Consider the following 22,775-nt stretch of genomic DNA (forward strand, 5'->3'; position numbering starts at 1 on the left):
TCAATCACTCCTTCGTTTTCTTTTCCACGCATTCCGCAGGTGAGACATGGTACTCCTTATAAATGGCATAGGGTCATCAAAGGCAAGAAGAGCGAATACCTTTTTTCCTCTGAATCCATAAAAGAAGTCTTTTAAGCTCATTTCTCCATTTTTTCTTTTTTCAAGAAAGGTAAGGAAGTAACGTACCAGGTAAATCCATTGAACCCCGTCAATTTGCTGCAGTTTTGGAGATGGACGTTGACCTGTAAGGTACTGGTAGTATTGAAGGGCAAAATCAACTCCGGAGTGACCGGTTAAACTATGGGTAAGCCAGAATCTGGGGTTGATTTCAATGAGCTTATATTGCCCATCCCGTGGATCTTTTTTATACTCGATCATACTTACTCCTTTTAGTCCCAACTCTTTCAGTAGTGGAACACCGACATCGACCAGATCAGATATTCGTTTGCTCACGATGTGTGCTCCCGTTCCGAATTGTGCAGGGAATTGGTGGTTTTTTTGGAGAGTGAAAAGGGCAAGTAATTCCATATCCTCATCGAAAAATGTCGCCACTTTATAGAAACATTGGTTGTCTCCAGGAATGATTTCCTGAATAATAAGCTCACCGAACTTGCGATAAATAGGATAGATTTTCTTTAATTGGATGGCGTCTTGAATATGAATGGCTTTCTTATTAACATGTTTTCTGAATTCATGTCCGAACACTGGCTTTAAGATACACGGAAATTCTAATTGAGTAATCGCCTCATCAAGCTGCTCTTCACTCTCCACAAAAAAGGTTTTGGCTGTTGGGACATTATATTCCAATGCTAATTCATAGGTTTTCTTTTTATCTAATAAATCCATAATTAAAGAGTGATCAGGATATAAAAATAGGTAGTACTGGGATAATTCGTCCCTGTATTTTGAAATGAAGACAACATAATCATCTGCACCTGCGTAAAGCACAGGCTTCTTATCAAGATTCATCGCTATTCCTTTTAAAAAAGACAGCAGATCTGCTTCTTGGTTCAAGGGGCTTGGACATACCCCACATGTTGCAAGTCTTGATTTCCCCTTTGAATAGGGACCTTCTGTATCAAATGCATATACATCAATTCCTTTTCTGGAAAGAGCATGAATGATGCCGACTCCATTAGCGCTTAAGTCAAGGACAACAGCTGGATGTGATGACAACATTATTCATCCCCCGAAGCTATTAGATTTTGGTAAATCCCTTCAATCTTGCCAACCATGGCTTCCCGAGTGAGATGATTTTTGGCATATTGATACGCATTGCTGCCCAGCTTCTTACGCAATGCTTCATTTCCGATCAGGAGTTTGAGTTGAGTTGCCAACTGGCTGACATTGCCTGGCTCAACAATGATTCCAGTTTCATTATGATGAACGATTTCCTTAATACCACCGCAATTAGTTGTCAGGATGGCTGCACCGCTATGCATGGCCTCAATAATGGAAATGGGAAGGTTGTCATTGACGGTTGGAAGAATAAATATATCCGTTTTACTTAGTATGGCAGGGACATCATCGCGTTTACCCAGGAATCGAACGTTCGATAGTTTCAGCGATTTGACTTGAGCTTCAAGCGCTTCACGCATTTCCCCGTCTCCGACAATTTGCACCTCAACCTGATGATTTGTTCCATTCATGCGAGAAAGGGCATTAAATAAATCCGAATGTCCCTTTCTAGGTCCAAGTCTCGCGATGCATGAAATCACAATTTTCCCACTCGTTTTAACGCGTTCAATGGTTTTAAAATCAATCCCTGTATTAATGGTTGTCAGATTTACAGGTTTCGCTCCCAGTGAACTCAATGGATCACGGAAAGAGTCACTTAAAATGACCATATGGTTCGCGTATTCAATCGCTTTTTTTTCAATCTCTTTGTAATACACTTCTTCTACTGAGCCTTTTTCAATTCGGTTAAATTTGACCCTGCTGAAGGTGAACATGCCATGTGGGGTAAAAAGAAGAGGTTTACCCAAATCTTCATTGAATCTCCCTAATATATTGGCTGTGAACAAATCCTGTGCATGAAGTATATCGTACTTTTCCAGTTTTACAGATTTCAGCATCTGTTCATAGATGTAGAGCAAACGACAACTTTGTATGATTTTGCTTGTGTATGATCCGTATCGTTGCTCAAAAAAAGTCTTTAATTCAGGAACGATCACCTCACGCAGCTTTTCTACATTCACTTGTGAAAACTGGTTCGGAGCAATGACATCCACTTTGTGACCTAAAGACCTCAAGCCTTCTCGTAGAGTAGTAATGTAATTGGAAAGACCACCCGTATGAGGATAGTCCCAAAAAGTCGCTATCAGAATGGATAATTTCTTACTGCCAGGTTTACCTTTCATCTTCTTAGTCTTGGATTTCTTTTTGCGTTCTTTTTTTCGTTTAGAATCTTTACCCTTATCCTTTATTTTTGCTGTTATGGGTTTTGACTTTACTCCATAATATTTATCGAGAGCAGAAACAAGGTAAGGATAAGGAAAAAATAGCTCTTTCATTTCCATACCCTCCTTATAACTTCAAATGCTTCAGCATACGGTACCCCAACCGTCATGCCTCGGACACTTGCTAAATGTTTGACTCCCTCATAGGAACGTGGATGTGGAAACTCTCGCATTTCCACTTCATAATGTTTTAAGGAAGCAATTTTCTGAACAATCACTGATGAAATGTTCACATAATAATTCGGTTTAAATTGCTTATCATTTGTCTGGGTATTCCATTCACTTGAGGATACCGTTTCAAATGTAATCAATTCAATCGGTTGTTTATTTGGTAGAGGACGAACTGCTGTTAATACGGCTTGAAACGTAATTTGATGATCACGATTCACATCGCCGTAATGATGGGTAAATATCTTAGTAGGCTGATAGATATCAATTAATTTTTCAATTTCCTTGGTAAATAGATGAAGAGGCATCATTTCTAATTCCAGGTTCGGATGCTCCAGAAAAATAACTTCTTTAATCCCAATCTCTTTGTTTGCTTTCCGGGCAAGCTGCTGAATGTGATGGGCCTCTTCCTTTCTACCGTTTGCTGTAATGATCGAGATAACTCTATTTCCTTGATCCACTAACCTTTTTAGCGTACCAGCTGTCCCAAGTAGTTCATCATCTGGATGTGCTGCTATGACCAATACAGTTTCTTTCATTCCCTTCACCCCATTCTAATCTCTATTACATTACTATATGTATCCTTCTATATTGTCGAAACAGACACTAGCACAGGGCTAATGTCTGTTTCTTATTTTTTCTTTTTCGTTTGACCGATACTGATTCCACCGCTGATAATTTGTAACCGTACATATCCATCACCATCAATCCATATGAAGAAATCAGGTCCGGCTGTTAAAAATGTCCCTTGCTGATCAAGTAATTTACTTCCGGCATATACATTGATTTTGTCACCGAGTGTGAAATATTTATTCAAAATCGTGGTATGAAAGTCGTCTTTAACCTTGGTATGAGAAGATGGTGATACTGTCTTATTAACCTTTTTATTCGTTTTCTGGTGGAATGGTTGTAATTTCGATTCTTTAGTTGGGGTGTTGGAGTGTAAGATATCGAAATCCCGCTCTTTAGTATTTTTCACTTCGTCTTTTACGATACTTTTTTGTTTGTGATTACTGTTTTTGACTTGGTTATTAGTGCGGGTTAGTTTGTATTTCACTTCATTCCCGGGTGACTTAGAGCTTAAGATATCAGATTGAACTTGTTTATTAGATGGAGTAGGTTTTGTTTCGTTTTCTTTCACTTTTATAGGTGAGATATCTGTAAACTTGACGTCCTTTTTCACTTCTTTGATAGATGAAGCAGATTGTAAGATATCAAAGTGAAATTCTGTAGTAGGTGTAGGGGAATCTGATTCATCACTTGCTGATTCTTTAGCTAAGTGTTCTGCACGATCGACATTATTATTTCCTTCTTTGGTTGGCAGGCTCAAGTTTAAAGTGTTGGTTTCATCAGCACTTTTTTTATATGCATCGACGATTTTTATAGTCTTTAAATCAGTCCGATTTAGTTTGTATTTTATTTCTTTACCCGGTGGGCTCGAGCTAAGAATCTCGAAATTGAACTCGGCAGCATACTGCTTATGTTCATTAACGATTTTCTTTGCCATGACGCAAGTGCGATTTAGTTTGTATTTCACAACTTTCGCTGAAGGAATCGGGTCATCGGTAGTAGATTTTGTATTTTTATCTTCGTTTATGTTTTTACCCGGGCGGTTATCCAATCTTGTTGTAAATGGGGCTGTATCATCATACGAATTTCCTGGATGTATAACGTCAGTATCCATTGTTAATGATGATTGATTAGAAATATCTTGATCAACTTCATCTTTCTCTAATAGGGTATAGAGCTGCTCATCTTTTTTATCTTCCAAAAGGTCTTCATGTAAAACTGCTTTCATTTTTTCTTCTTTCAAAATGATGTCACGAGTACCATCTTCATTGGCCAGGCCGGCAGAGTAAGTTTGTATCGTCATATCTGATTCTGATAAGTGGGAGGGGCGCATAGATTTCATTTCATGTGGCCGTTCCTCATGAGAAACCTTATCGTTAACTGGTTCAATATCTTGATTGTTAATATAGGTTTTTTGATCATTTTGATGAATGTCTTTTCCAGTCTCTTTTTTTAACGTTTTTTCCTGTTCATGCTTGATTTCGATATTCTCTTCTTGTCTCTCTTGATTGTCACATTGGCTGGTCGATGGATTGTATTTTGGTATATGTTGTATGGGTGGTGCGCTTGCTTGATATTTTGATTGGGGGATACTGTTGTTGCGATCGATATAATTGAATCTTTCGAATGGTCGCACCTCTCTGGATAGTAGGCGTGGACATTTGCCAAGTCTTTTACGGTGTTTTGGCTTGGAAATTCGAGAAAGTACTATGCTGGGTTGAACTTCGGTTGTTAGAGTGATGTCGAAAGATGGTCGCTTAGTCGAATGATGGTGAGTATTGGTTTCGTTCAAGCTGCTCATCATACTGTGAATGATTTGAGATACATGAGCTTGATCAAGAAAAGGAGCATTTTGCAGCTGCTCTACGGGATAAGTAACTGATTGTTTTTTGGATTCTTGGTAGCTCACAAAGATGGATTGATTGTGACAAGGGACCATATAGTCATCGTAATAAAAGGAGGAAAAGATCCTTGGCAATATATGTTCATTAATAAAAAGATAACAATTGGGCATGTGCTTCACTCCACGTCTCTGTATCTATTAATAACCTATTCAAAAGCCCGGTTAGAGTGAGCGGAATTTGGGATAATACCATAAAAATAGGCTATACATTCCTTTTTCACATACATATATTGATTATGAATTGTAGACAAAATGTAAAGGAGTGGAAAACCTATGGTAGAAGAGTATGATGATTACACTAGAAAATATTCCGATCATCATGACGATGAAGAGCATTGTGAGGGAGATCCTGATGAGCAAGATGAATTGTGCTTAGGAGACGCCGGTGAGAAAGAAAAACCAGGCAATCAAGATCTTCCTGAAACAGACGAGAACTGTGCACATGATCAAGAAAAGCAATGTTCAAATCAGGATTTTGACGACCTTCCGTGTAAATCAGTCGAAGGGGTGTTGAATTCAATGTTCCAGCTTGGAGATCATCTTGAAGTCTTCTTTGAGGATGAAATGATTGACAGCGGAGGAACGTTTGTGGCAGCTTTCGACAGTATTCTCATTTGGATGGATTATGATGCAAATGTCAATTTCACAGACTTATGTGGTCCGATCAGTGTAAGAAAAATAGGCTCAAAGAGAAAGAAAAACCAGAAACACAACGAAAAAAACAAAAATGAGCCTAAACATAAAGGCAATAACCAGATCGACAAGAAGAAAAAAGACAAACCGGATAAGAAAGAACAAGGTCCCCGGAAAAAGGATGTAAAGAATGAACAGTCCGGCGTTAATGAAGAACTGCTGAACTTCGTAAAGCTTGAGAAAGAAGAACCTGAGACTGAGGGAATATCCCAGCATTCTCTAAATCTTCAACAAGTACACGAGGACAATGAAATAATTGAAAATGAGAGCAGCACTGTAGAAATTCTTTATTCCTCTGGTGGTGAAGATGAAACCTCCATACCCGATTCAGTTGATGAAAAAGAAGGGGTAATCAATTTGTACGATGACGATTACTCTAACGATTCAGATGAAGAAGAGGAAGAGGAATACACTCCGCAATTGGAACCAGGTGAAGATCAACCGGAGGAAAAAGAGGTAGACCCTGACATTGAAGAAAAAATTTCCGATAACGAAAGTGACTCTCAAGAGGTATTAGAGGAAGAACTAGACATTAATATCCCAGAGGAGAACCTGGCTTCTTCACTAGTAGATGATGAAGTTACAGATGTAGTTGAAGAGTTCGAAAGCCAGGAGGAGACTTTATTCAGTTTGGAGGAAAGCTCTTCAGAAGATAGCTCGGAACACCCACCGACCAGCTCACTCCTTGAGGATGATAAAGAATAATTAATCTAGTAAATGACTAATTCGAAATATTTTTATGAAATCTAGTTATCTGCCTTTACGCATTTAACGGTTCAGCATAAAAATAGAGTAAACACCGAAAGGAGGAAACATAATGTCTAATTTGTTCAAAGATGGTAATATGGCTGATTTTCTTAATAAAATTTTATCTCTAGGTGATAAAATCGAGGTCCTATCTGGTGACGAAGAAATCGAAGAGGGTTCATATGTTTACGCAAGCGATAACTTCGTTGTATGGGCTGATGATAATGGCCATATGAACACGTCTAACTTAAATAATGTTACTGTTCGTAAAGTTTAGTTAACATTATTTAGAAACGAAAAAAATGACTGGACGCAATCCAGTCATTTTTTTTTGAGGAAAAATGAAAATGATAGGTAATAGCCCTATCATTTTTCGTTTTTTTTAATATAAATATATAGACTGTTGAATGTTAAAAGAGAAAGGAGGAGGCATTATGGGATTTTCCGATAAACTTAATAAAGTACTCAAGCTTGGTGATAAAATCGAGGTTATTTCGGGAGCAGAAAAAATAGACTGCGACGGAACATTTATAAAAGCTGAAGATCACTATTTAGTGTGGTCTAATGGTAATGGTGACGTTTTATTCACTCACCTGGATAGGGTAACGGTGAAAAAAGTATAATCATTTTTATTAAAAAATTCTAGGGATAGTACTTTTATGGGAGTACTATCCTTTTTTTGATTTCAGGTGCTTGTCCTAAAAACTTTTAATAAAACATTCTTTCCTTTTTGATTTTAGGAAAGAACGTTCTTGTTTCTATGATATTTTACTGAGGAACTTCATCATGTATGGAACTACTTATAGTTCTTCCAAGCATCATGGAGCTCAGGATTTAAATTCTTTACATGTTCCAGGAATTCGCCTGTTAAACCAAATTTCTTCATTCCTTTTAACAACTTTGTTGGAACAGGTGAGTCGGATGTAAATGCTCGCTTGTGATCAATCACTTTGAATTCGCCATTTTCATCCATTAACATATGGCGAACCTCCGTATCCCATCGTGTGAAGCCTATTCGTTTAAATTCTTCTAAAACGAATAATATTTTTTGTGTCATTTCTTCATCAATATGACCGTGTCGTTTCATATGACGGGCAAGGGATATCCCTTGAACAAACTCCATGACAATGTAATTGTCACCAAATTCATATAGACGAGGCATAATGGACGAGTTCTGCCCTATTTTCATCGCTTCAAGTTCCCGTTGATGTGTTTCTTCCTTAAAGAAGTACTTAACAACTTTGTCCTCTGCTACCTTATAGATTTCACCATCTTTCCCATCACCAATCATTTCAAAGGCTTCCAGGTCTTTCTTTGAGATTTTCCCGTTAAAAAAGTTCTCCATTGATCATCACTCCTTTACATGGTAGACTTTCACTTTTTCTATATTGTATGGAAACAGTTTCATTTGTGTAACCGAGCCAAATGCTGAAATTTCATAGAACTTGGTTTAAAATAATGCTTTCTTACCAAAGTGTGTCGTGTTGTAACGTAAAAGCCAGGGGTTCAGTCAATCAGTGTGTGCTTGAGATAAGAAATGTCTAAATTTAAAATGTAAAAACAAAGGGCGGCAGCAAGTTCATCATCATATAGCCTGCCGCTTTCGCAGCAGAGGCTACTATACTATAGTATTCTTCCAATACTTATAGACTATCGTTTATTTATAGAACCACAGGATGTTTGTCTACACGTACTATTCATAATTTTCATAAACTATAGTAATTCTGTTTAGTTATTCATCATTTGATTAATAGGATTAAAATATTGATATATGAAAAGTAGGTGAGTAAATTGGGATCTAAAAGAGGTCATGATAAGGAAGACAAGCATAAGAAATCAAAGATTGACGAATACGATGACAAGCCTAAAGAGTGTAAGAAAAAAAGCGAGAAAAGTAAAAAACGAGGAAAGCGAGTAGCACAAGAAGAGTTGGAACCCCAAAATGTCCAAGTTATTCAAGGCGTACAAGGGCTTCAAGGCGAACAAGGACCTCGAGGTGAACAAGGGCCTCAAGGCGAACAAGGGCTTCAAGGCGAACAAGGGCTTCAAGGCGAACAAGGACTTCAAGGTGAACAAGGCCCTCGAGGCGAACAAGGACTTCAAGGTGAACAAGGCCCTCGAGGCGAACAAGGACTTCAAGGTGAACAAGGCCCTCGAGGCGAACAAGGACTTCAAGGCGAAGAAGGACCTCGAGGTGAACAAGGAGTTCAAGGCGAACAAGGGCCCCAAGGTGATCAAGGACTTCGTGGAGAACAAGGGCCTCAAGGCGAACAAGGGCTTCAAGGCGAAGAAGGCCCTCGAGGTGAACAAGGGCCTCAAGGCGAACAAGGAGTTCAAGGCGAACAAGGAGCTCAAGGCGAACCGGGCCCTCAAGGAGAGCGTGGAATTCAGGGTGTCAAAGGTCCTCAAGGGGAATGCGCTTGCAATCAGAGATATTGTAATGTGTATAGAATTGGTGGAGATCTTATAATACCTGACCAACCTGTTTCTTTTAACCATACGGGCATTAGTTCTGCCGGCGACTTTATTCACTTGGGAACCTCAATAATCGTAGTAAACGAAGGAGACTACAAAATAAACTATAACGTTGTGTTTACTAGTGGAAAAACAGGATTTAGTAGAGGAGGAGCATACGCATTATTCGTGAATGGTTCAATAGTAACATCCAGCAGGTATGGTAACCAACTAGGCATCTTCACAAGTGCTCCTGTGACCCTGGATTCCATTTTCCAAGTAAATGGAGAAGCGATTGTTACTATACCAGCAGGAGGAAAAGTAGAGCTTAGAAATATTGGGCATACGGCAGATAACCTCATTGGTAATGTGGATAATACCCCTATTAATAGTGCAGGATTAACAATGTTAAAGCTAAATTAATAAAAGGAATTAACTAACTAGAGGGCGCTGACCGGACTTATGGAGGTCAGCGCTTTTTTTATACTTTTCCAATTCCCTCACTGCTATTTTCCAATTCTTCATTAACCTTACACATTAATGGAATTAAATGTTAATATGTTTACTGAGTTATGATCTTTCACTCCTATTGATATGTAAAGCATAAATTAGAGACGGATAATAATGAAGATATCGTATATTTAGTATTCTAAAGGGGGAAATTCAATGGCCAGGGTACCAAGGGTTGTCCAATCAGTATTAGATAACTACCTGATTTCATTTAACAAATACTTTCCAAATACGATAGAAGGTGTGTATTTACACGGTTCCATCTCGTTGGATGCGTATGCGAATAATTCCAGTGATATTGACTTTATCGTAGTTACCCGCCGCCGAATGACATCTAAAGATGCTGAGAGTTTATATCTTGTACATAATGAATTAGCGTTGACATACCCTAAGCCGGAAATGGATGGGGTTTATATCATTCAAGAGGAGATAGGAAAACTTAGCACAACCGAAACAACCGAATATCAAGAAAATGCTTATTACAATAATGGTGAATTGAAATTTGGTGAGTATTTTAATTTCAACCCAATCACTTGGTATTTGTTTAAGCATAAGGGGATTAGCGTGATGGGGCCGGACACCGCTTCTTTTGATGTAACCATTTCTTTACACCAATTAAGTTCATATGTTCTTTCTAACATGAATTCGTATTGGAAAGGAAGGATCAGTGGAATGGAAAATTCAATTGAGGACGTTATGAATTATCCGACTGAAATCATTGATAATGAGATAGAATGGTCCGTCCTTGGTTTGCTTCGTCAATACTACACATTAAAAGAATATGGAATTACCTCAAAGCAAGAAGCAGGGGAATATGGACTGCAACATCTTCAAGATGAATGGCACAACATTATAAGGGAGGCTATGAATATTCGGGACGGTTTGAAAGTGGGTCTCTTCAACTCAGAAGAAGAACGGATTAAACATACCCTTGGTTTTGCAAAGTATTTAATTTCTTATTGTAATGATATGTTCTCTCCTGCCAATTTTAATCATACATAAGGTTCCAACTCTCTAAATGAGGGTAAAGATACTGTATACATATTAAAAGGAGGATATCGCTGTGAAACAAGCCATGCTTATCGTTAACCCCTCTTCTGGGAAAGAAAAAGGGAAGGACTATAGTGAACATGCTCTTGAAACCATGTCAAAAATGGGGTATAAAACGGAATTGCGCATTACAGAAGGGGAAGGAGATGCCAGGGATTTTGCCAGGGAAGCATGTGAGCGAAAGTTTGATTTCGTCGCAGCCATGGGAGGGGACGGAACAATCAATGAAGCGATTAACGGAATAGCTGAGCAGGATCACCGTCCTCTATTTGGTCTGATCCCACTCGGAACAGTAAATGATTTCGCACGAGCTTTAAATATTCCTATGAAACCCGAAGAGGCAATCGACATATTCAAGCATAATCATGTGCAGAAGACCGATGTTGGAAAGATCAATGGCCGATACTTCATCAATATCGTAGCAGTAGGAGCGTTGGCAGAAGCATCGTTCTCAACACCCGTCGAACAGAAGTCGAAGCTTGGTCCACTTGCCTATATAATAGAAGGAATGAAGAAAATGAAGGAGAAGCAGCCGTTCGAGCTCAAGGTCCATTCCGACCATGACTGGGAAGGGAACGCGCTTCTCATGCTTGTTGCCCTGACCAATTCTGTCGGAGGCATGGAAACCATTGCACCCGAAGCCAAAGTAAATGACGGTAAGCTCCATGTCTTTATCATCAAAGACATTGCCCTTCCTCATTTTCTATTGCTCCTTCCAAAGATTCTTTCAGGAGAACTGGCAGAAAGTGAACATGTCCATTATATGAAAGTCACAAAGCTGGAAGCGTCATCGTCCTATAAGATGATTGCCAATGTTGATGGGGACGAGGGGGACGAGCTGCCAATCACAATAGAAAACCTGAAACAGCACCTTGGCATACTTGTTCCACTTACAGAATAGGAGGAACGTACAATGAAATTGGAAATCACCCAATTTGCAAAAGAAAAACTAAACGAAATCCCTTATGGAAAAATCATACATCTATCACTTGACCGCGGAAGCTGCGATATAGTGAACAATCTCTATGACATAAAGGTAGTAGAAAATAGAGAACCTGATTCAACAGAGAATATCATCCAATCCGATGATTTGACCTTCGTTGTTGACGACGACTTCGAAGATTTGTATGAACACGAACTCACGATTGATTTTAAAAATAATTTCTTTGTGTTTAAGAATAAGAATCAGACGTTTAATAATCGAATTGGACTCAGGTACGTATAAAAGGGTGAGGGGACCTCTCTTTTTTAATGGTAAGTGCTACGTTGTATAGTAATTCTATACTTTATGTGTTACCATTACCTCTTACAGCAAACAAAGGACGTGACATTCATGATAAAAATTGACATCCCACAAGCGGATATTTCCATAACGGAACGCAGACAACCAAGAGACTCAGAAGAACCGAAGATCAAAAGTATCCAAGGGTTCATCGATCTTCACGAAATCCCAAGAGACAAAGGCGGTATCATCTTGTTTTACAACATCAACGACGAACTTCTCTTCGTTGGAAAAGCACGTAAACTAAGACAAAGAGTCAAGAAACATCTTGAAGATACCGTATCACCACTACGTAACCACAGAGGCGAAATCTACCGAATCGATGTTAGCATTGTTGAAGATGCGATGGATCGTGAGATTTACGAAACGTATATCATTAACAAGCTTCAATCGAAATATAACGTAGATAAAGTTTTCTATAAATAATATAAAAAGGAACCAGTGTCACAAAATAGACGCTGGTTTCTTTTGGGTTAAAATGTATTTCAACACCTAATCACAAATTCAGGATTCCATCTAACCAGCAACTCTTCTCGAACCCCATAATATGTCGTATTAGTCCGATCCGTCACTCCATAAGACACTACACTTCCATCATCCGACCAGGTGATGTTGATTGTTACTATGACAGAAGGTCTCTTCACTCCGGCAATCTCAATATCCACTGGCTGATTCAACTCAAAAATCGTCCGAAAACGAATCTCTTCCCGATGAATCGAAGGCGGTGAAGGAGCATCTTCTATATTCACAAACTTCTTATCTTGATCATGGATGTCATACGTAATAAATGATTTCCCAGGCTTTATCCAGTACGTTATTAATTCCACACGTCCTGCTCTTAAGGGTGTCCCCTTAAAAGCTTCGTGAAAAAGATCTTCATACTTGATGACTTCGTTCAGCTTAATGGGATTGATGGTTCCTTTCACAGAAGTACCTCCTTTGTATATGCCTATATATGGTCATAGTTATACATATTGGAGGTCAGGCTTCAATAGAACAGATAGTTAACTGCAGATATTGCCGTAGAATAAGCCTATCGAGGGAAGTCGGCCAGGGAAAAGGTATAATTGAATGATGAGAACGAGTGACTAAATGAAAGTTACTTGTTATAAATGATACTATTAATTCAGTGATTAAAATAAATGAGAATAGAAAGGAAAAATAATGACTATTCATTTTACTGAGCTAATCGAACCAAATCCTATGATTATTGATGCCTTGAATCGTTGGGAAAACAATCCTGTCTTAGTTCCATTAATTCGACCTAATAAAAACAAGAAGGAACTGGAACAAGAGTGGCAGATAACTTTAGAAGAGTTCAAAAACCGTTTAGACACTCAACATTTTTATCTTATTTACATAGATGACAAGCTTGTGGGAGAAATGAATTACATGGTGGATCCAAGTCATCTTCACAAAAGAGAACCCGGAACTGCCTGGATAGGAATTACAATAGGTGAAGAGGATGGACGTGGCAAGGGAATAGGTTTCAAGGCTATCCAGTATTTAGAAGAAGAGATAAAAAAGCAAGGACTTACAAGAATTGAATTGGGTGTATTCGAGTTTAATACCCGGGCATATAAGCTTTATCAACAGTTGGGATATCAAGAAATTGCTAGAATTGCTGACTTTACCTATTGGAATCATAGAATGTGGTCTGATATCAGGATGGAGAAGTATTTAGGAGAATGAGCGTAATAATGATGGTTGGTAGAAGTAAGTCACCAACTCTCTTCTGATATATTATTGTAATAAATGTAATGTTTTGTCATTCTCATTTACTTGCACTACCCTCACTAATGCATTTACAATAAGTCAAATTGGATCAAAATGCTTTTGTATATCTCCCTATTAAAAGCGGGTTTAAGTATATCCTGAACCAACCTTGTCACTTCTCGGTGCATAATAATCATCGCTTTAACCATCCGGCGCCATTCGAAAACACAAAATTGTAAAATCGTGGTAACCTTTCTTTCTTTGTAATCAAGTAAAATGAAATTAGCTTTAAAAGGGGGGAACAAAATGCAAGAAAACATTCATAATTATGATGATTTACTGGAAATGCTGGATTCATTTCTAAGGGAACCTGCTCCATTTTGGGATGAGTTTTATTCTGATCGTGACAGATCAGTACCCATCTTTGTGAATGCACCTGACGAGAATTTAGTATCATACGTGGAAATGGGGAGGATTACACCTGGCAAAGTACTGGAACTCGGGTGTGGACCAGGCAGAAATTCAATTTATTTAGCGGAACAGGGTTTTGAGGTAGATGCAGTTGATTTATCGAAAACGTCCCTCGATTGGGCAAAGGAACGTGCAGATGAAAGGAATCTCACCATCAACTTTTTACACCAAAATATTTTCGACTTCAATAGTGAACAGGGAAAATATGATTTCATTTTCGATTCAGGATGTTTTCATCATATAGCACCTCATAGAAGAATGAGTTACATAGATATTATTGACAAATCATTAAAGGAAGAGGGATATTTCGGTATTACTTGTTTTCTTCAAGGTGGAAGTCTAGGAGGCTCTGATATAACCGATTGGGAAGTATATCGAACAGGCTCACTTATGGGTGGATTAGGTTATACAGAGGAGCGGTTATCGAAGATTTTTCATTCATTAAAGCCTATTGAGATCAGGAGAATGATCGATAAAAAACATTCAGAAAATCTATTTGGTACCTCTGACTTATTGACTGGAATTTTTCAAAAAAAGTAATCAATAAAAGGACGACATGATCAGCAGATAGTGATCATGTCGTCCTTTTTTTTACACTCTGAATCGAGACAAAAAACGCAAAAATTCCGTTTGTACTTTATGTTGATATTTTGTAATGGCGAAGGTTTTTGCTTCTGGCATGGGAAAAGCTTTTGTTTCAACCTCTAAGAGTCTTCCTTCCAGCAGCTCTCTCCTGACTGTAGACGAGGGAAGATAGGAAACGCCAAGGCCTTCTGCGATGAATCGTTTCGTAATATGCGTTTGTGAAACCCTCATCATCCTGGTTTTTGGATAAAATTGCTTTATTGTATAACAAAGATCATCCCAATAAGCAGGGTGGTTGTGGGTCAATAAGTAGTTGGATGCTAATAACTCCTCTTCATCCAAAGGTGGGGCTGATTCGAAATCCCGTCCATCATGAGGAGCCACCAAAATGACATTATCGGAAAACAATAGAGTATGTTCAAGTTCAGGACTAAAGCAAGGAAGGCAGGAAAGTCCAATATCGACTCTTTCCTCTAAAACAGCCTTCTCTATTTCAGCAGATTCAATAATTTCAACCGAAATCTCGACCTGGGGATGAGTTTCTAAATATTGTTTTAAAACAAAAGGTAACACATTATCAGCAATCAAGGGGGATATAGCCATTTTAAGTGTTGTCGTGTATCCCTGACTAAAGGATTGAAGATCAGAGATTCCTTCCTCATAGATCTCAATCAATCTCTTAGCATGCTGTAAATAGGACCTTCCCGCTTCTGTCAGTTTGAGTTTCTTCCCCTCTCTCTCAAATAGGGTAACTCCCAGTTCTTTTTCAAGTTGTTTAATGTGTACCGTAACGGTAGGCTGTGATATATATAATCGCTCCGCCGCTTTCCTGAAATGATTGAATTCAGCTGCTGTAATAAACGTTTTCACCACATTCAAATCCACTTTTTCCACCCTATCCTTATTAATAAATGTAATCAATTTAATTAAATATATTTAATTTTCTTAATTATAAATCCATTATACAATAATTGTAATGAAGGAAAAGGGGATGAAACGAATGTTTAGTCATGGATTAAAAGGAATTATAGCAGCACAAACCACTATCAGTCATATCGATGGTATGGAGGGCGTCCTCATCTATAGGGGATATGAAATCGGGGAACTTAAAGACCTGTCATTTGAAGAAGCCGCTTTCTTATTATGGTATGGGCATATTCCTACAATGGAGGATACAGTGGACATAAAAAACAAACTGAATACGTTCCGATTCTTAACGCCTGCAATGAAGGAGATCCTTCATTCTTTACCAGTGGAAATGGACATGATGAGTGTATTAAGAACCGTCATCTCCTCTCTAGGTGGACCAGAGTACAATTGGAAGCCAACTATTGAGCAGTCAATGCGATTGACGGCCGTCATTCCTACCATCATTGCCTACCGATTCAATAAGATGATGGATAAACCTATAATCGATCCGGATACCCAGCTGAACCATGCGGAGAATTATCTCTATATGCTATCCGGAAGCAACCCGTCCAAGGCAGTTGCTGATGCATTGGAAACGTATATGGTGCTGACCCTTGAGCATGGAATGAATGCTTCTGCTTTTTCAGCAAGAGTCACAGCCTCAACGGAATCCGATCTGGTTTCAGCCATCACTTCAGCCATCGGAACAATGAAAGGACCGCTTCACGGAGGAGCACCATCCGGGGTCATTGATTTACTGAACGAAATAGGTACGGCTGAAAAAGCCGAAAGTGTCATCAGAAGAAAATTGCTGAAAGGTGAGAAGCTCATGGGATTTGGACACCGTGTCTATAAGACTCATGATCCAAGAGCCATCGCTTTAAGAAAGAAACTGTTAGAAAATATGGGGGATGATCACTCTCTGGATCTAGCACTCTATGTGGAGAAGAAGGCGATTGAACTTTTAGCTGAAATTAAGCCGGGTAGATCCCTATACACAAATGTAGAGTTTTATGCTGCTGCCATAATGAAATCGATTCATCTACCATCAGATCTCTTCACACCGACATTTACGGCCAGTCGAATCGTTGGGTGGACAGCACATGTGATGGAGCAGGCTGAAAACAATACCATATACAGACCTCAATCCGAATATATAGGAAAACGAAACTGCTAGTGAGAAAAAACCTGCTTGATCTACACAACGCAGGTTTTTATTTTGTAATGATCGCCGTTCACGCGACAATTGACCTTACATTTGGGAATGTTCATTTTAATGGAGGGTATTGGGAAATTTTGTCGAATTGAAATAATACGTATTTGTATAAGGGCAAATATATAAGAGTGCTCAATTTTTCATAAATGAAGGAATATGGAGGGAACGAACATGAAAAATCAAAATGGGAAAGTAGTTGGCTTTGAATTAAGTAGTCAGGATCCAGAAAAAGCAGCAGCATTTTACTCAAGCGTATTCGGCTGGGAAGTGGCCGAACCCCAATGGGACTACTGGGCAGTTTCAACGGGGCAAGGTGATGGAATGAGTGGGGGGCTAGGCAAAGGACCTCATGATCATCCACACGGTACACGTATTCAAATTGAAGTAGACTCCATTGAAAAAACCATTTCATCAGCTAAAGAAAATGGGGCGATGGTGGTAAGGCATAAGATGGAATTCGATGATTTTTCCCTTGCGTATTTAGTGGATCCTACCGGGGTGGGAATTGGGTTGATTGAAAAGAAATAATAGCGGAAGAAAATTCATATGATAAGGATAATGAATCTACTATAATAAGGAGAATAGCCATGCTAAAGCTAGAAATCATTAATAAAGCGATGGATTACAAGAAAGCGATTATCACTCACCTGGCTGATCAAAAACAACAGTTTGATGAAGGATTGATTCCAGAAGGAGTGATTTCAAACAAACAAGGCAGGATTCAAATCCTTACTCAAACTGCCATGATTGAGGGGGAAGTGAATTTTTTTGATGGTGATGAAGAGATGAAGACATTCCTTGAATATGGGCTCGATCGATTTGGGGAAGAACTCCAGGAACTTTCCCCTGATATGATGGCAACAAATGTAACTGGACCGATACATATTAAAAACGTTCGATTCAAATCAATTTCAGCCTCCGATTCTTTTATCGAAATGGATGAAATGATTGTCTTCTCGGATCAAGTTGTTGGAATGGCTATTGTTAAATAAAAGGAAAGGAGCGCCACTTTTGTTTGAAACCATATTAGGAAAATCCAAAACCGAAATAACTGACTACAAAATGAAATATAGAACCGCCGTGAAAGCAGTCATCATTCAAAATAATAAGATTCTCCTTATGCACTCAAACAGAGGAGATTATAAATTTCCTGGTGGCGGAGTTGAAGAAGGTGAAACCTTGACTCGTGCCCTGAAAAGGGAGCTGGCTGAAGAAACTGGCTTTATACATTGTGTTGTTAATGAGCCCCTTGGAATTGTGATTCAAAGGCATTTGGATGTGTTTGAAGATGATGTCTTATTCGAAATGACTTCCCATTATTTCAAATGTGAATTAACTGACAGAGAAAGAATACCACAACAATTAGAAGGATATGAATCGGAACTGAATATGATACCAAAATGGGTTACATTGGATGAAGCGATTGAGGGGAATGAAAAGTTGATGGACCAGTTTGATAACAACCGCTGGATTAAACGGGAGAACTATGTATTGGGAGAGTTGAAGAAGTTATATAAATAATAACAGGAACACACTAGAAAAAAGAGCTGCGAATTCCAGATCTCAGCTCTTTTCAATATGAACATAGTTCTATACCTAGAAGTTCAGCCCATATTTTTTCAGTTCTTCTGTATCATTGGGCAATGTCACATATCCTTCTAATTGCATATCAAGTTTTTCCAGCAGTTTAGATGAGGATTCATTGTCCTTCGTCGTAATCGCTACAATACGTTTTATTCCTATGTCCTTTGCAAGTTCCACCGTAGCTCGTGCTGCTTCAAATGCATATCCTTGGGATTGATAGGAAGAGAGAAAAGCAAAGCCAATATCTACATCTTCAAGTCCGTCGCGCTTAATCAATCCACACAATCCGATAGGAGTATGATCCTCCTTACGTTCTGTTAAGAACAAACCAAATCCTTCCCGTTCATACATTGCTCTGGGACCCTTCAGGATATAACCATTTGCATCCTCGATTGTTCGAATTCCTTTGTCACCTATGTATTGAAGCCATCCAGGTTCATTTAATAATCTCATAATGAATTCTGCGTCTGCAGCCTCGACCCACCTCAGGGTGAGTCGATCCGTTTCTAGTACTTTCAAGTGGGACACCTCACTTATTATCATTACACCTTATTTTACCTCGAAAAATGAATTAGGTACACCAGCCATTCGATTAACCACTAAAATCATTGCGAGACACACAGCCGAAAAAAATCCAAGACTACTATTCAAGTTTCTACATGCTATAGTTTCATTATACAAAAAGAACATAGTAGAGGTGCAGTCATGACGTTAAAATTCAAAATAGAAGCTCCCAAAATCCCAACTCTATTAGAGTCAGCTAATTTTCAGGATGTTTATTATGAAGAAGATCCATTCTTATCGAATTGTACAATAGAAAATGCAAGGCTGGATCACGAAGAAATCGATCAGCTCGTTTTATCAAAAATTGTTTTTAAAAATGTTTCCTTTATAGGTTCATCGTTTCCTCGAATCGATATGACCGATGTTGTATTTGAAAACTGTGACCTTTCGAATGCGAACTTCACCGAAGGCATCATTCACCGGGTAACGTTTAAGGAATGCAAATTAATGGGGGTGAATTTTTCCCAGGCGAATTTAGGCAATGTCAGTTTCATAGAGTCCTTGGCAAATATGAGTGACTTTGTTGATGCACGATTAAAGCAGGTGAAATTCAACCAAACCTCCTTACAAAATGCCAACTACTCAGACTGCAGGCTCGTGAAGGTAAACTTTGATCAGTGCGATCTTAATGAGGTTGAATTCACCCAGACTAATCTTAAAGGAATCGATATTAGTTCATGTACGTTTACACGTATAAATGTAGCCATAGAAAATCTATATGGATGTGAGGTTTCACAGGAGCAAGCGATTGGATTTGCAAGCTTATTGGGATTAAAGGTGAAGGAGTAAAATCAAAGACGTGTAGAGGTTGTTAGCTCTACACGCTTTTTTATGCATAGTAAATATGAGGTTCTCCATGAAAATAGTGGTATAATTAATAGTCTGAAAATTATATTCTATGTTTATCTGGATTTGAGGCAACGTTCAATTGGGTTAATTTAGAATGAACGATTTCAATGAACAACAAGGAGATGCGGAGTATTAACAAGCTGCCTTCTTACTTTCGAAAGGGGAAAATGAATGAATTCAAACAGTGTGAAATTAGTAGAAGTAAATAAAGATAATTGGTACGATTGCTGTCAGCTGGAAATTCCCGAAGATCAAAAGGCATTCATCGAATCAAATGCGATATCGATAGCCCAATCAAAATTTGAACCTTCACTAAGGCCATTTGCCATCTATTATGAGGACAAAGTGGTCGGCTTTTTAATGTATAACACTATGCCAGAAGAACTCGATGCTTACTGGGTATACCGAATCATGGTGGATAAAAGCTATCAGGGTAAGGGCATTGGAAAAGAAGCAACTGCCTTGATGATAGAAGGAATGGTTGAAACCCTTGCTGCCGATAAGATTGTAGTGGGTTATCATCCTGAAAATAAAGGGGCACACCATTTATATACGAGTCTGGGATTTGTTGACCAGGGAGATAGATTCGGCAGGGAAATGGCTGTTGTGAAAAATTTTTAGTAGGAAAGGCCAAGTTAAGATACTTGGCCTTCATTAAGACAATTCTGCTTGAATCTCTCTGATTATTTTCAGCTTGAAAGCCAATCACACCTATAACCACTAACTATCATTTTACATCCAACAATCCCTTTAATCTCTCCTTTGCTCCCTTACGCCACTTCTTCACTGCGGAAATCGAAACATTCTCTACCTCTGCAATCTCACTCACCGTCAGCATGTGCATACATGTATAAAGCACCCATGTCCTCTGATTTTCAGTTAAATCCTCACAGTAACTGTACAGTAACTCTTGTGCCAACCCATCATTCCCTTTTTCATCCTCGATGATTTCAAAAAAGTCCGCTTCTTTGAAAATACTTTTTTCTTCATTACGGTTTTCACTTGTTAATTGAGATAGTATTCTGCCACGTACAAATGAATAAGCATAAGCAGGGAAAGCCCCTTTTTCTGAATCGAAATTTTCATGTGCCTCCCAGAGTGCAATCAGACCTGTCTGATAATATTCATGTTTGTTTTTGTATATGTGTAAAGAATGAATCACTTTATGAATCATTAAATCATATTGCTTATGAAGCTCTTCAAATTTCTCCAACGCAGATTCCTTCTGATTGGCGCGCCTCTCTTTGTATTCCCAGGTAGCTTAACCATACAAAGAAAAAGGGAGAGGGACAAAAGGAGTAAGTGTCCGTAAACCTGAAGTAAACACAGAGTAACTTAATGACGTGGTATACGCCGTTTTCTCATTAAAAACGCATAGTTTACCTGAACTATCACCTTTATTAAATAAATACAGAAATAACGAATCAACATTGCCTCTATTATTCAAGATTTATTACATTAAGGACATACTAAGGTAGATTCGTTTACCAAATCACATCATTAGGCAATACTACATGTACCAAGTAATGCTAAGGAGGGACTCACATGCCAAGGAAAGATGAATCCTCAACTGAAGAAAATGATGAACCGGTACAGGAAAAAGAAAAAACCGAGAAGCTCGAACGAATGTTAGCGGCTGTTCTCAACTATTTATCCGATGATGAAATAGAAGAGATTGACCTTGAATATCTCCTGACAAATACAGAAGATCTTAGGCAATGGTGGAATCAGTACAGGGAGAAAAACAAAAAGCAGATTGAGGATGAAATCAAAAAGTCTTTGAGCAAGTTGACTCTTGAAGAACTAGAAAGCATTAGGGAACAAATAAAGGAAAAGAATGGCTAAGTCATTAATGACTTAGCCAATTTATATAGTATTATTTTTTTTATTTATAACAGTATATAAATCTATATTTCAAATCTCCTTAACAATTTCTCGAAACAACTGATCTGCAATCGCCACAACCCCGATTGGCATTTGATTCACGATAACGGTTAAAGACATTTCACAGTCAGGATAATAAAGTGTCACTGATTCGTAGCCATGTATGCCTCCCTGATGACCAACGGCCTGTCTTCCATCTTCAAAGGTATATTGTTGGAGTCCCAAGCCATAGGAATGCTTCGGATCATCAGCTTCGAGGAAACTCATCATTTCAGTCAAAGATTCCTCAGTTAATAATTGACCGTTAAAAAGGGCCTTCATAAACGTTTGAATTTCAATGGGATTGGAAATAAGAGCCCCTGCAGTCCAGATAATCGATATGTTTAGATTCGTAATTTCTGATATTTCATCTGAAAAGTCTGTCAGGTCAGGAGTCGCTCTGGAACATCCTGTCGCATAAGGCTTTCTTAGATCATTCGTAATAGGAAAGTATGTCCTTTCCAAATCAAGCGGTTGAATGATCCATTGATCCAATAGGTATTCTATCGATTTTCCGGAGAGTTTTTCCGCTATCATTCCAAGCAGGATATAACCTGTATTCGAGTAGTTAAATTCAGTACCCGGTTCAAATTCAAGATCATGGTTGGCAACAAGTCTGATGAGGCTTTGTGGCGGGAATACATCTTGAAGGCTGTTTACAGCGTGCTGGATACATTTTGTTCCAGCAACATCCATCCATATGTAGTCCTTCAAGCCACTTCTATGTTGAAGTAATTGACGGATGGTTATATGGATGCCATCTTTCAAGATACCGGGTAAGAGGGAATCTACGGTCTGTTCAAGCGACACAATGCCTGCATCCTTTAGTTTTAAAATAAGTGTGCTGATGAAAATCTTCGTAATGCTCCCGACCCGTAGATGATCATACGGGTCTAACTTTGTATCTGATGCAATGTGACGAACCCCGGCTGCCAATGGAAAGTCCTCTCCAGTAGAATCTGTCAGGCACACTGAGATGCCTGGAAGCTGATATCTCTCGCGCAAAGAATGTACGGTATCCTCAACCAATATGCGATCTATCAAAAAAATCATCCTTTCGAGTTGTAGTTAAGCTCAGTGTATCAATGGTTTATCTTAAAGTACTCAGTCCGGAAACCGAGA

General features: G+C 38.7%; 28 protein-coding genes. 18 read left to right on the forward strand and 10 right to left on the reverse strand.

The window, feature by feature from the left end; translation table 11 throughout:
* From ACIFOD_RS21670 to ACIFOD_RS21685, 4 genes are all read right to left on the reverse strand, one after another.
* Entirely contained in the window at positions 1–1,179 is a 1,179-nt protein-coding gene (locus ACIFOD_RS21670) for a carbamoyl-phosphate synthase (RefSeq protein WP_430316225.1), read from the reverse strand.
* Positions 1,179–2,513 carry a glycosyltransferase family 4 protein gene (locus ACIFOD_RS21675; protein WP_430316226.1) on the reverse strand — a complete coding sequence of 445 codons (1,335 nt, stop codon included), beginning with the start codon at positions 2,511–2,513 and terminating at the stop codon, positions 1,179–1,181. The genes ACIFOD_RS21670 and ACIFOD_RS21675 overlap by 1 nt, the downstream gene beginning before the upstream one ends.
* Positions 2,510–3,166, reverse strand: a complete 657-nt coding sequence (locus ACIFOD_RS21680; protein WP_113967734.1) for a PIG-L deacetylase family protein — start codon at positions 3,164–3,166, stop codon at positions 2,510–2,512. Before ACIFOD_RS21680 ends, ACIFOD_RS21675 begins: the two co-directional genes overlap by 4 nt.
* A gap of 92 nt (positions 3,167–3,258) precedes the next feature.
* On the reverse strand, positions 3,259–5,106 hold the full coding sequence (locus ACIFOD_RS21685) for a hypothetical protein (protein ID WP_430316227.1): 1,848 nt from the start codon (positions 5,104–5,106) through the stop codon (positions 3,259–3,261).
* Between the two features lie 267 nt (positions 5,107–5,373).
* Between ACIFOD_RS21685 and ACIFOD_RS21690 the strand changes: the two genes are divergently transcribed.
* From ACIFOD_RS21690 to ACIFOD_RS21700, 3 genes are all read left to right on the forward strand, one after another.
* Complete coding sequence (locus tag ACIFOD_RS21690; RefSeq protein ID WP_430316228.1) at positions 5,374–6,498, forward strand: hypothetical protein; 1,125 nt, start codon at positions 5,374–5,376, stop codon at positions 6,496–6,498.
* Between the two features lie 112 nt (positions 6,499–6,610).
* On the forward strand, positions 6,611–6,817 hold the full coding sequence (locus ACIFOD_RS21695; protein WP_113967737.1) for a hypothetical protein: 207 nt from the start codon (positions 6,611–6,613) through the stop codon (positions 6,815–6,817).
* Positions 6,818–6,974: 157 nt separating this feature from the next.
* Positions 6,975–7,163 (forward strand): hypothetical protein, encoded by a 189-nt coding sequence (locus ACIFOD_RS21700; RefSeq protein ID WP_113967738.1) that lies wholly within the window; start codon positions 6,975–6,977, stop codon positions 7,161–7,163.
* A 173-nt stretch (positions 7,164–7,336) separates the two neighbouring features.
* On the opposite strand, the gene ACIFOD_RS21705 is transcribed toward ACIFOD_RS21700, so the two are convergent.
* The gene (locus tag ACIFOD_RS21705; RefSeq protein ID WP_430316229.1) at positions 7,337–7,885 is read right to left on the reverse strand and encodes an RIO1 family regulatory kinase/ATPase; all 549 of its coding nucleotides are present in this window, start codon (positions 7,883–7,885) and stop codon (positions 7,337–7,339) included.
* 597 nt (positions 7,886–8,482) lie between these two features.
* On the opposite strand from ACIFOD_RS21705, the gene ACIFOD_RS21710 reads away from it, so the two are divergent.
* The 6 genes from ACIFOD_RS21710 (at position 8,483) to ACIFOD_RS21735 (ending at position 12,262) form a co-directional block, all read left to right on the forward strand.
* A complete protein-coding gene (locus ACIFOD_RS21710; RefSeq protein ID WP_430316230.1) occupies positions 8,483–9,010 on the forward strand; it encodes a hypothetical protein in 528 nt (175 codons plus the stop codon).
* Positions 9,011–9,183: 173 nt separating this feature from the next.
* Entirely contained in the window at positions 9,184–9,417 is a 234-nt protein-coding gene (locus ACIFOD_RS21715; protein WP_430316231.1) for a hypothetical protein, read from the forward strand.
* Positions 9,418–9,660: 243 nt separating this feature from the next.
* Entirely contained in the window at positions 9,661–10,506 is an 846-nt protein-coding gene (locus ACIFOD_RS21720) for an aminoglycoside adenylyltransferase domain-containing protein (protein WP_430316232.1), read from the forward strand.
* Positions 10,507–10,567: 61 nt separating this feature from the next.
* Positions 10,568–11,455, forward strand: a complete 888-nt coding sequence (locus ACIFOD_RS21725; protein WP_430316233.1) for a diacylglycerol/lipid kinase family protein — start codon at positions 10,568–10,570, stop codon at positions 11,453–11,455.
* A 12-nt stretch (positions 11,456–11,467) separates the two neighbouring features.
* The gene (locus tag ACIFOD_RS21730; protein WP_430316234.1) at positions 11,468–11,779 is read left to right on the forward strand and encodes an iron-sulfur cluster biosynthesis family protein; all 312 of its coding nucleotides are present in this window, start codon (positions 11,468–11,470) and stop codon (positions 11,777–11,779) included.
* Positions 11,780–11,887: 108 nt separating this feature from the next.
* Positions 11,888–12,262 carry a nucleotide excision repair endonuclease gene (locus ACIFOD_RS21735; RefSeq protein ID WP_397551471.1) on the forward strand — a complete coding sequence of 125 codons (375 nt, stop codon included), beginning with the start codon at positions 11,888–11,890 and terminating at the stop codon, positions 12,260–12,262.
* A 59-nt stretch (positions 12,263–12,321) separates the two neighbouring features.
* Here ACIFOD_RS21735 and ACIFOD_RS21740 read toward each other — a convergent pair whose 3' ends face one another.
* Positions 12,322–12,762 (reverse strand): hypothetical protein, encoded by a 441-nt coding sequence (locus ACIFOD_RS21740; protein ID WP_430316235.1) that lies wholly within the window; start codon positions 12,760–12,762, stop codon positions 12,322–12,324.
* A gap of 238 nt (positions 12,763–13,000) precedes the next feature.
* Between ACIFOD_RS21740 and ACIFOD_RS21745 the strand changes: the two genes are divergently transcribed.
* Together ACIFOD_RS21745 and ACIFOD_RS21750 are read left to right on the forward strand one after the other, a co-directional pair.
* Positions 13,001–13,528 carry a GNAT family N-acetyltransferase gene (locus ACIFOD_RS21745; protein ID WP_430316236.1) on the forward strand — a complete coding sequence of 176 codons (528 nt, stop codon included), beginning with the start codon at positions 13,001–13,003 and terminating at the stop codon, positions 13,526–13,528.
* A 330-nt stretch (positions 13,529–13,858) separates the two neighbouring features.
* Positions 13,859–14,563, forward strand: coding sequence for a class I SAM-dependent methyltransferase (locus ACIFOD_RS21750; protein ID WP_430316237.1), 705 nt, complete (start codon positions 13,859–13,861; stop codon positions 14,561–14,563).
* A 51-nt stretch (positions 14,564–14,614) separates the two neighbouring features.
* Here the strand turns inward: ACIFOD_RS21750 and ACIFOD_RS21755 are convergent, their stop codons facing one another.
* Positions 14,615–15,493, reverse strand: a complete 879-nt coding sequence (locus tag ACIFOD_RS21755) for a LysR family transcriptional regulator (RefSeq protein ID WP_430316238.1) — start codon at positions 15,491–15,493, stop codon at positions 14,615–14,617.
* Positions 15,494–15,608: 115 nt separating this feature from the next.
* Between ACIFOD_RS21755 and ACIFOD_RS21760 the strand changes: the two genes are divergently transcribed.
* The 4 genes from ACIFOD_RS21760 (at position 15,609) to ACIFOD_RS21775 (ending at position 18,254) form a co-directional block, all read left to right on the forward strand.
* A complete protein-coding gene (locus ACIFOD_RS21760; RefSeq protein WP_430316239.1) occupies positions 15,609–16,694 on the forward strand; it encodes a citrate synthase/methylcitrate synthase in 1,086 nt (361 codons plus the stop codon).
* A gap of 210 nt (positions 16,695–16,904) precedes the next feature.
* Positions 16,905–17,261: a VOC family protein gene (locus ACIFOD_RS21765; protein ID WP_430316240.1), complete on the forward strand. Its 357-nt coding sequence runs from the start codon at positions 16,905–16,907 to the stop codon at positions 17,259–17,261.
* Between the two features lie 59 nt (positions 17,262–17,320).
* Positions 17,321–17,725 carry a hypothetical protein gene (locus ACIFOD_RS21770; RefSeq protein WP_430316241.1) on the forward strand — a complete coding sequence of 135 codons (405 nt, stop codon included), beginning with the start codon at positions 17,321–17,323 and terminating at the stop codon, positions 17,723–17,725.
* Positions 17,726–17,744: 19 nt separating this feature from the next.
* Positions 17,745–18,254 (forward strand): NUDIX hydrolase, encoded by a 510-nt coding sequence (locus ACIFOD_RS21775; protein ID WP_430316242.1) that lies wholly within the window; start codon positions 17,745–17,747, stop codon positions 18,252–18,254.
* 75 nt (positions 18,255–18,329) lie between these two features.
* On the opposite strand, the gene ACIFOD_RS21780 is transcribed toward ACIFOD_RS21775, so the two are convergent.
* Complete coding sequence (locus ACIFOD_RS21780; RefSeq protein WP_430316243.1) at positions 18,330–18,836, reverse strand: GNAT family N-acetyltransferase; 507 nt, start codon at positions 18,834–18,836, stop codon at positions 18,330–18,332.
* Positions 18,837–19,022: 186 nt separating this feature from the next.
* Here ACIFOD_RS21780 and ACIFOD_RS21785 point away from each other — a divergent pair, with 186 nt between their 5' ends.
* Together ACIFOD_RS21785 and ACIFOD_RS21790 are read left to right on the forward strand one after the other, a co-directional pair.
* A complete protein-coding gene (locus ACIFOD_RS21785) occupies positions 19,023–19,670 on the forward strand; it encodes a pentapeptide repeat-containing protein (RefSeq protein WP_430316244.1) in 648 nt (215 codons plus the stop codon).
* Between the two features lie 231 nt (positions 19,671–19,901).
* Positions 19,902–20,351, forward strand: a complete 450-nt coding sequence (locus ACIFOD_RS21790; RefSeq protein WP_430316245.1) for a GNAT family N-acetyltransferase — start codon at positions 19,902–19,904, stop codon at positions 20,349–20,351.
* Between the two features lie 106 nt (positions 20,352–20,457).
* On the opposite strand, the gene ACIFOD_RS21795 is transcribed toward ACIFOD_RS21790, so the two are convergent.
* Positions 20,458–20,943, reverse strand: coding sequence for a sigma-70 family RNA polymerase sigma factor (locus ACIFOD_RS21795; RefSeq protein WP_430316246.1), 486 nt, complete (start codon positions 20,941–20,943; stop codon positions 20,458–20,460).
* A 332-nt stretch (positions 20,944–21,275) separates the two neighbouring features.
* Here ACIFOD_RS21795 and ACIFOD_RS21800 point away from each other — a divergent pair, with 332 nt between their 5' ends.
* Complete coding sequence (locus ACIFOD_RS21800) at positions 21,276–21,575, forward strand: hypothetical protein (protein WP_397551456.1); 300 nt, start codon at positions 21,276–21,278, stop codon at positions 21,573–21,575.
* 69 nt (positions 21,576–21,644) lie between these two features.
* Here ACIFOD_RS21800 and ACIFOD_RS21805 read toward each other — a convergent pair whose 3' ends face one another.
* Positions 21,645–22,697, reverse strand: a complete 1,053-nt coding sequence (locus ACIFOD_RS21805) for a serine hydrolase domain-containing protein (protein ID WP_430316247.1) — start codon at positions 22,695–22,697, stop codon at positions 21,645–21,647.
* Positions 22,698–22,775 lie beyond the last annotated feature (78 nt).

The organism is Rossellomorea sp. NRS-1567 (assembly GCF_050467885.1).
Taxonomy (GTDB): domain Bacteria; phylum Bacillota; class Bacilli; order Bacillales; family Bacillaceae_B; genus Rossellomorea; species Rossellomorea aquimaris_C.

Coding starts and splice junctions, on each gene's coding strand:
- ACIFOD_RS21670 (WP_430316225.1), bottom strand. CDS start 1,179: ATGTTGTCATCACATCCAGCTGTTGTCCTTGACTTAAGCGCTAATGGA.
- ACIFOD_RS21675 (WP_430316226.1), bottom strand. CDS start 2,513: ATGAAAGAGCTATTTTTTCCTTATCCTTACCTTGTTTCTGCTCTCGAT.
- ACIFOD_RS21680 (WP_113967734.1), bottom strand. CDS start 3,166: ATGAAAGAAACTGTATTGGTCATAGCAGCACATCCAGATGATGAACTA.
- ACIFOD_RS21690 (WP_430316228.1), top strand. CDS start 5,374: ATGGTAGAAGAGTATGATGATTACACTAGAAAATATTCCGATCATCAT.
- ACIFOD_RS21695 (WP_113967737.1), top strand. CDS start 6,611: ATGTCTAATTTGTTCAAAGATGGTAATATGGCTGATTTTCTTAATAAA.
- ACIFOD_RS21700 (WP_113967738.1), top strand. CDS start 6,975: ATGGGATTTTCCGATAAACTTAATAAAGTACTCAAGCTTGGTGATAAA.
- ACIFOD_RS21705 (WP_430316229.1), bottom strand. CDS start 7,885: ATGGAGAACTTTTTTAACGGGAAAATCTCAAAGAAAGACCTGGAAGCC.
- ACIFOD_RS21710 (WP_430316230.1), top strand. CDS start 8,483: ATGTCCAAGTTATTCAAGGCGTACAAGGGCTTCAAGGCGAACAAGGAC.
- ACIFOD_RS21720 (WP_430316232.1), top strand. CDS start 9,661: ATGGCCAGGGTACCAAGGGTTGTCCAATCAGTATTAGATAACTACCTG.
- ACIFOD_RS21730 (WP_430316234.1), top strand. CDS start 11,468: ATGAAATTGGAAATCACCCAATTTGCAAAAGAAAAACTAAACGAAATC.
- ACIFOD_RS21735 (WP_397551471.1), top strand. CDS start 11,888: ATGATAAAAATTGACATCCCACAAGCGGATATTTCCATAACGGAACGC.
- ACIFOD_RS21745 (WP_430316236.1), top strand. CDS start 13,001: ATGACTATTCATTTTACTGAGCTAATCGAACCAAATCCTATGATTATT.
- ACIFOD_RS21750 (WP_430316237.1), top strand. CDS start 13,859: ATGCAAGAAAACATTCATAATTATGATGATTTACTGGAAATGCTGGAT.
- ACIFOD_RS21760 (WP_430316239.1), top strand. CDS start 15,609: ATGTTTAGTCATGGATTAAAAGGAATTATAGCAGCACAAACCACTATC.
- ACIFOD_RS21765 (WP_430316240.1), top strand. CDS start 16,905: ATGAAAAATCAAAATGGGAAAGTAGTTGGCTTTGAATTAAGTAGTCAG.
- ACIFOD_RS21770 (WP_430316241.1), top strand. CDS start 17,321: ATGCTAAAGCTAGAAATCATTAATAAAGCGATGGATTACAAGAAAGCG.
- ACIFOD_RS21785 (WP_430316244.1), top strand. CDS start 19,023: ATGACGTTAAAATTCAAAATAGAAGCTCCCAAAATCCCAACTCTATTA.
- ACIFOD_RS21790 (WP_430316245.1), top strand. CDS start 19,902: ATGAATTCAAACAGTGTGAAATTAGTAGAAGTAAATAAAGATAATTGG.
- ACIFOD_RS21800 (WP_397551456.1), top strand. CDS start 21,276: ATGCCAAGGAAAGATGAATCCTCAACTGAAGAAAATGATGAACCGGTA.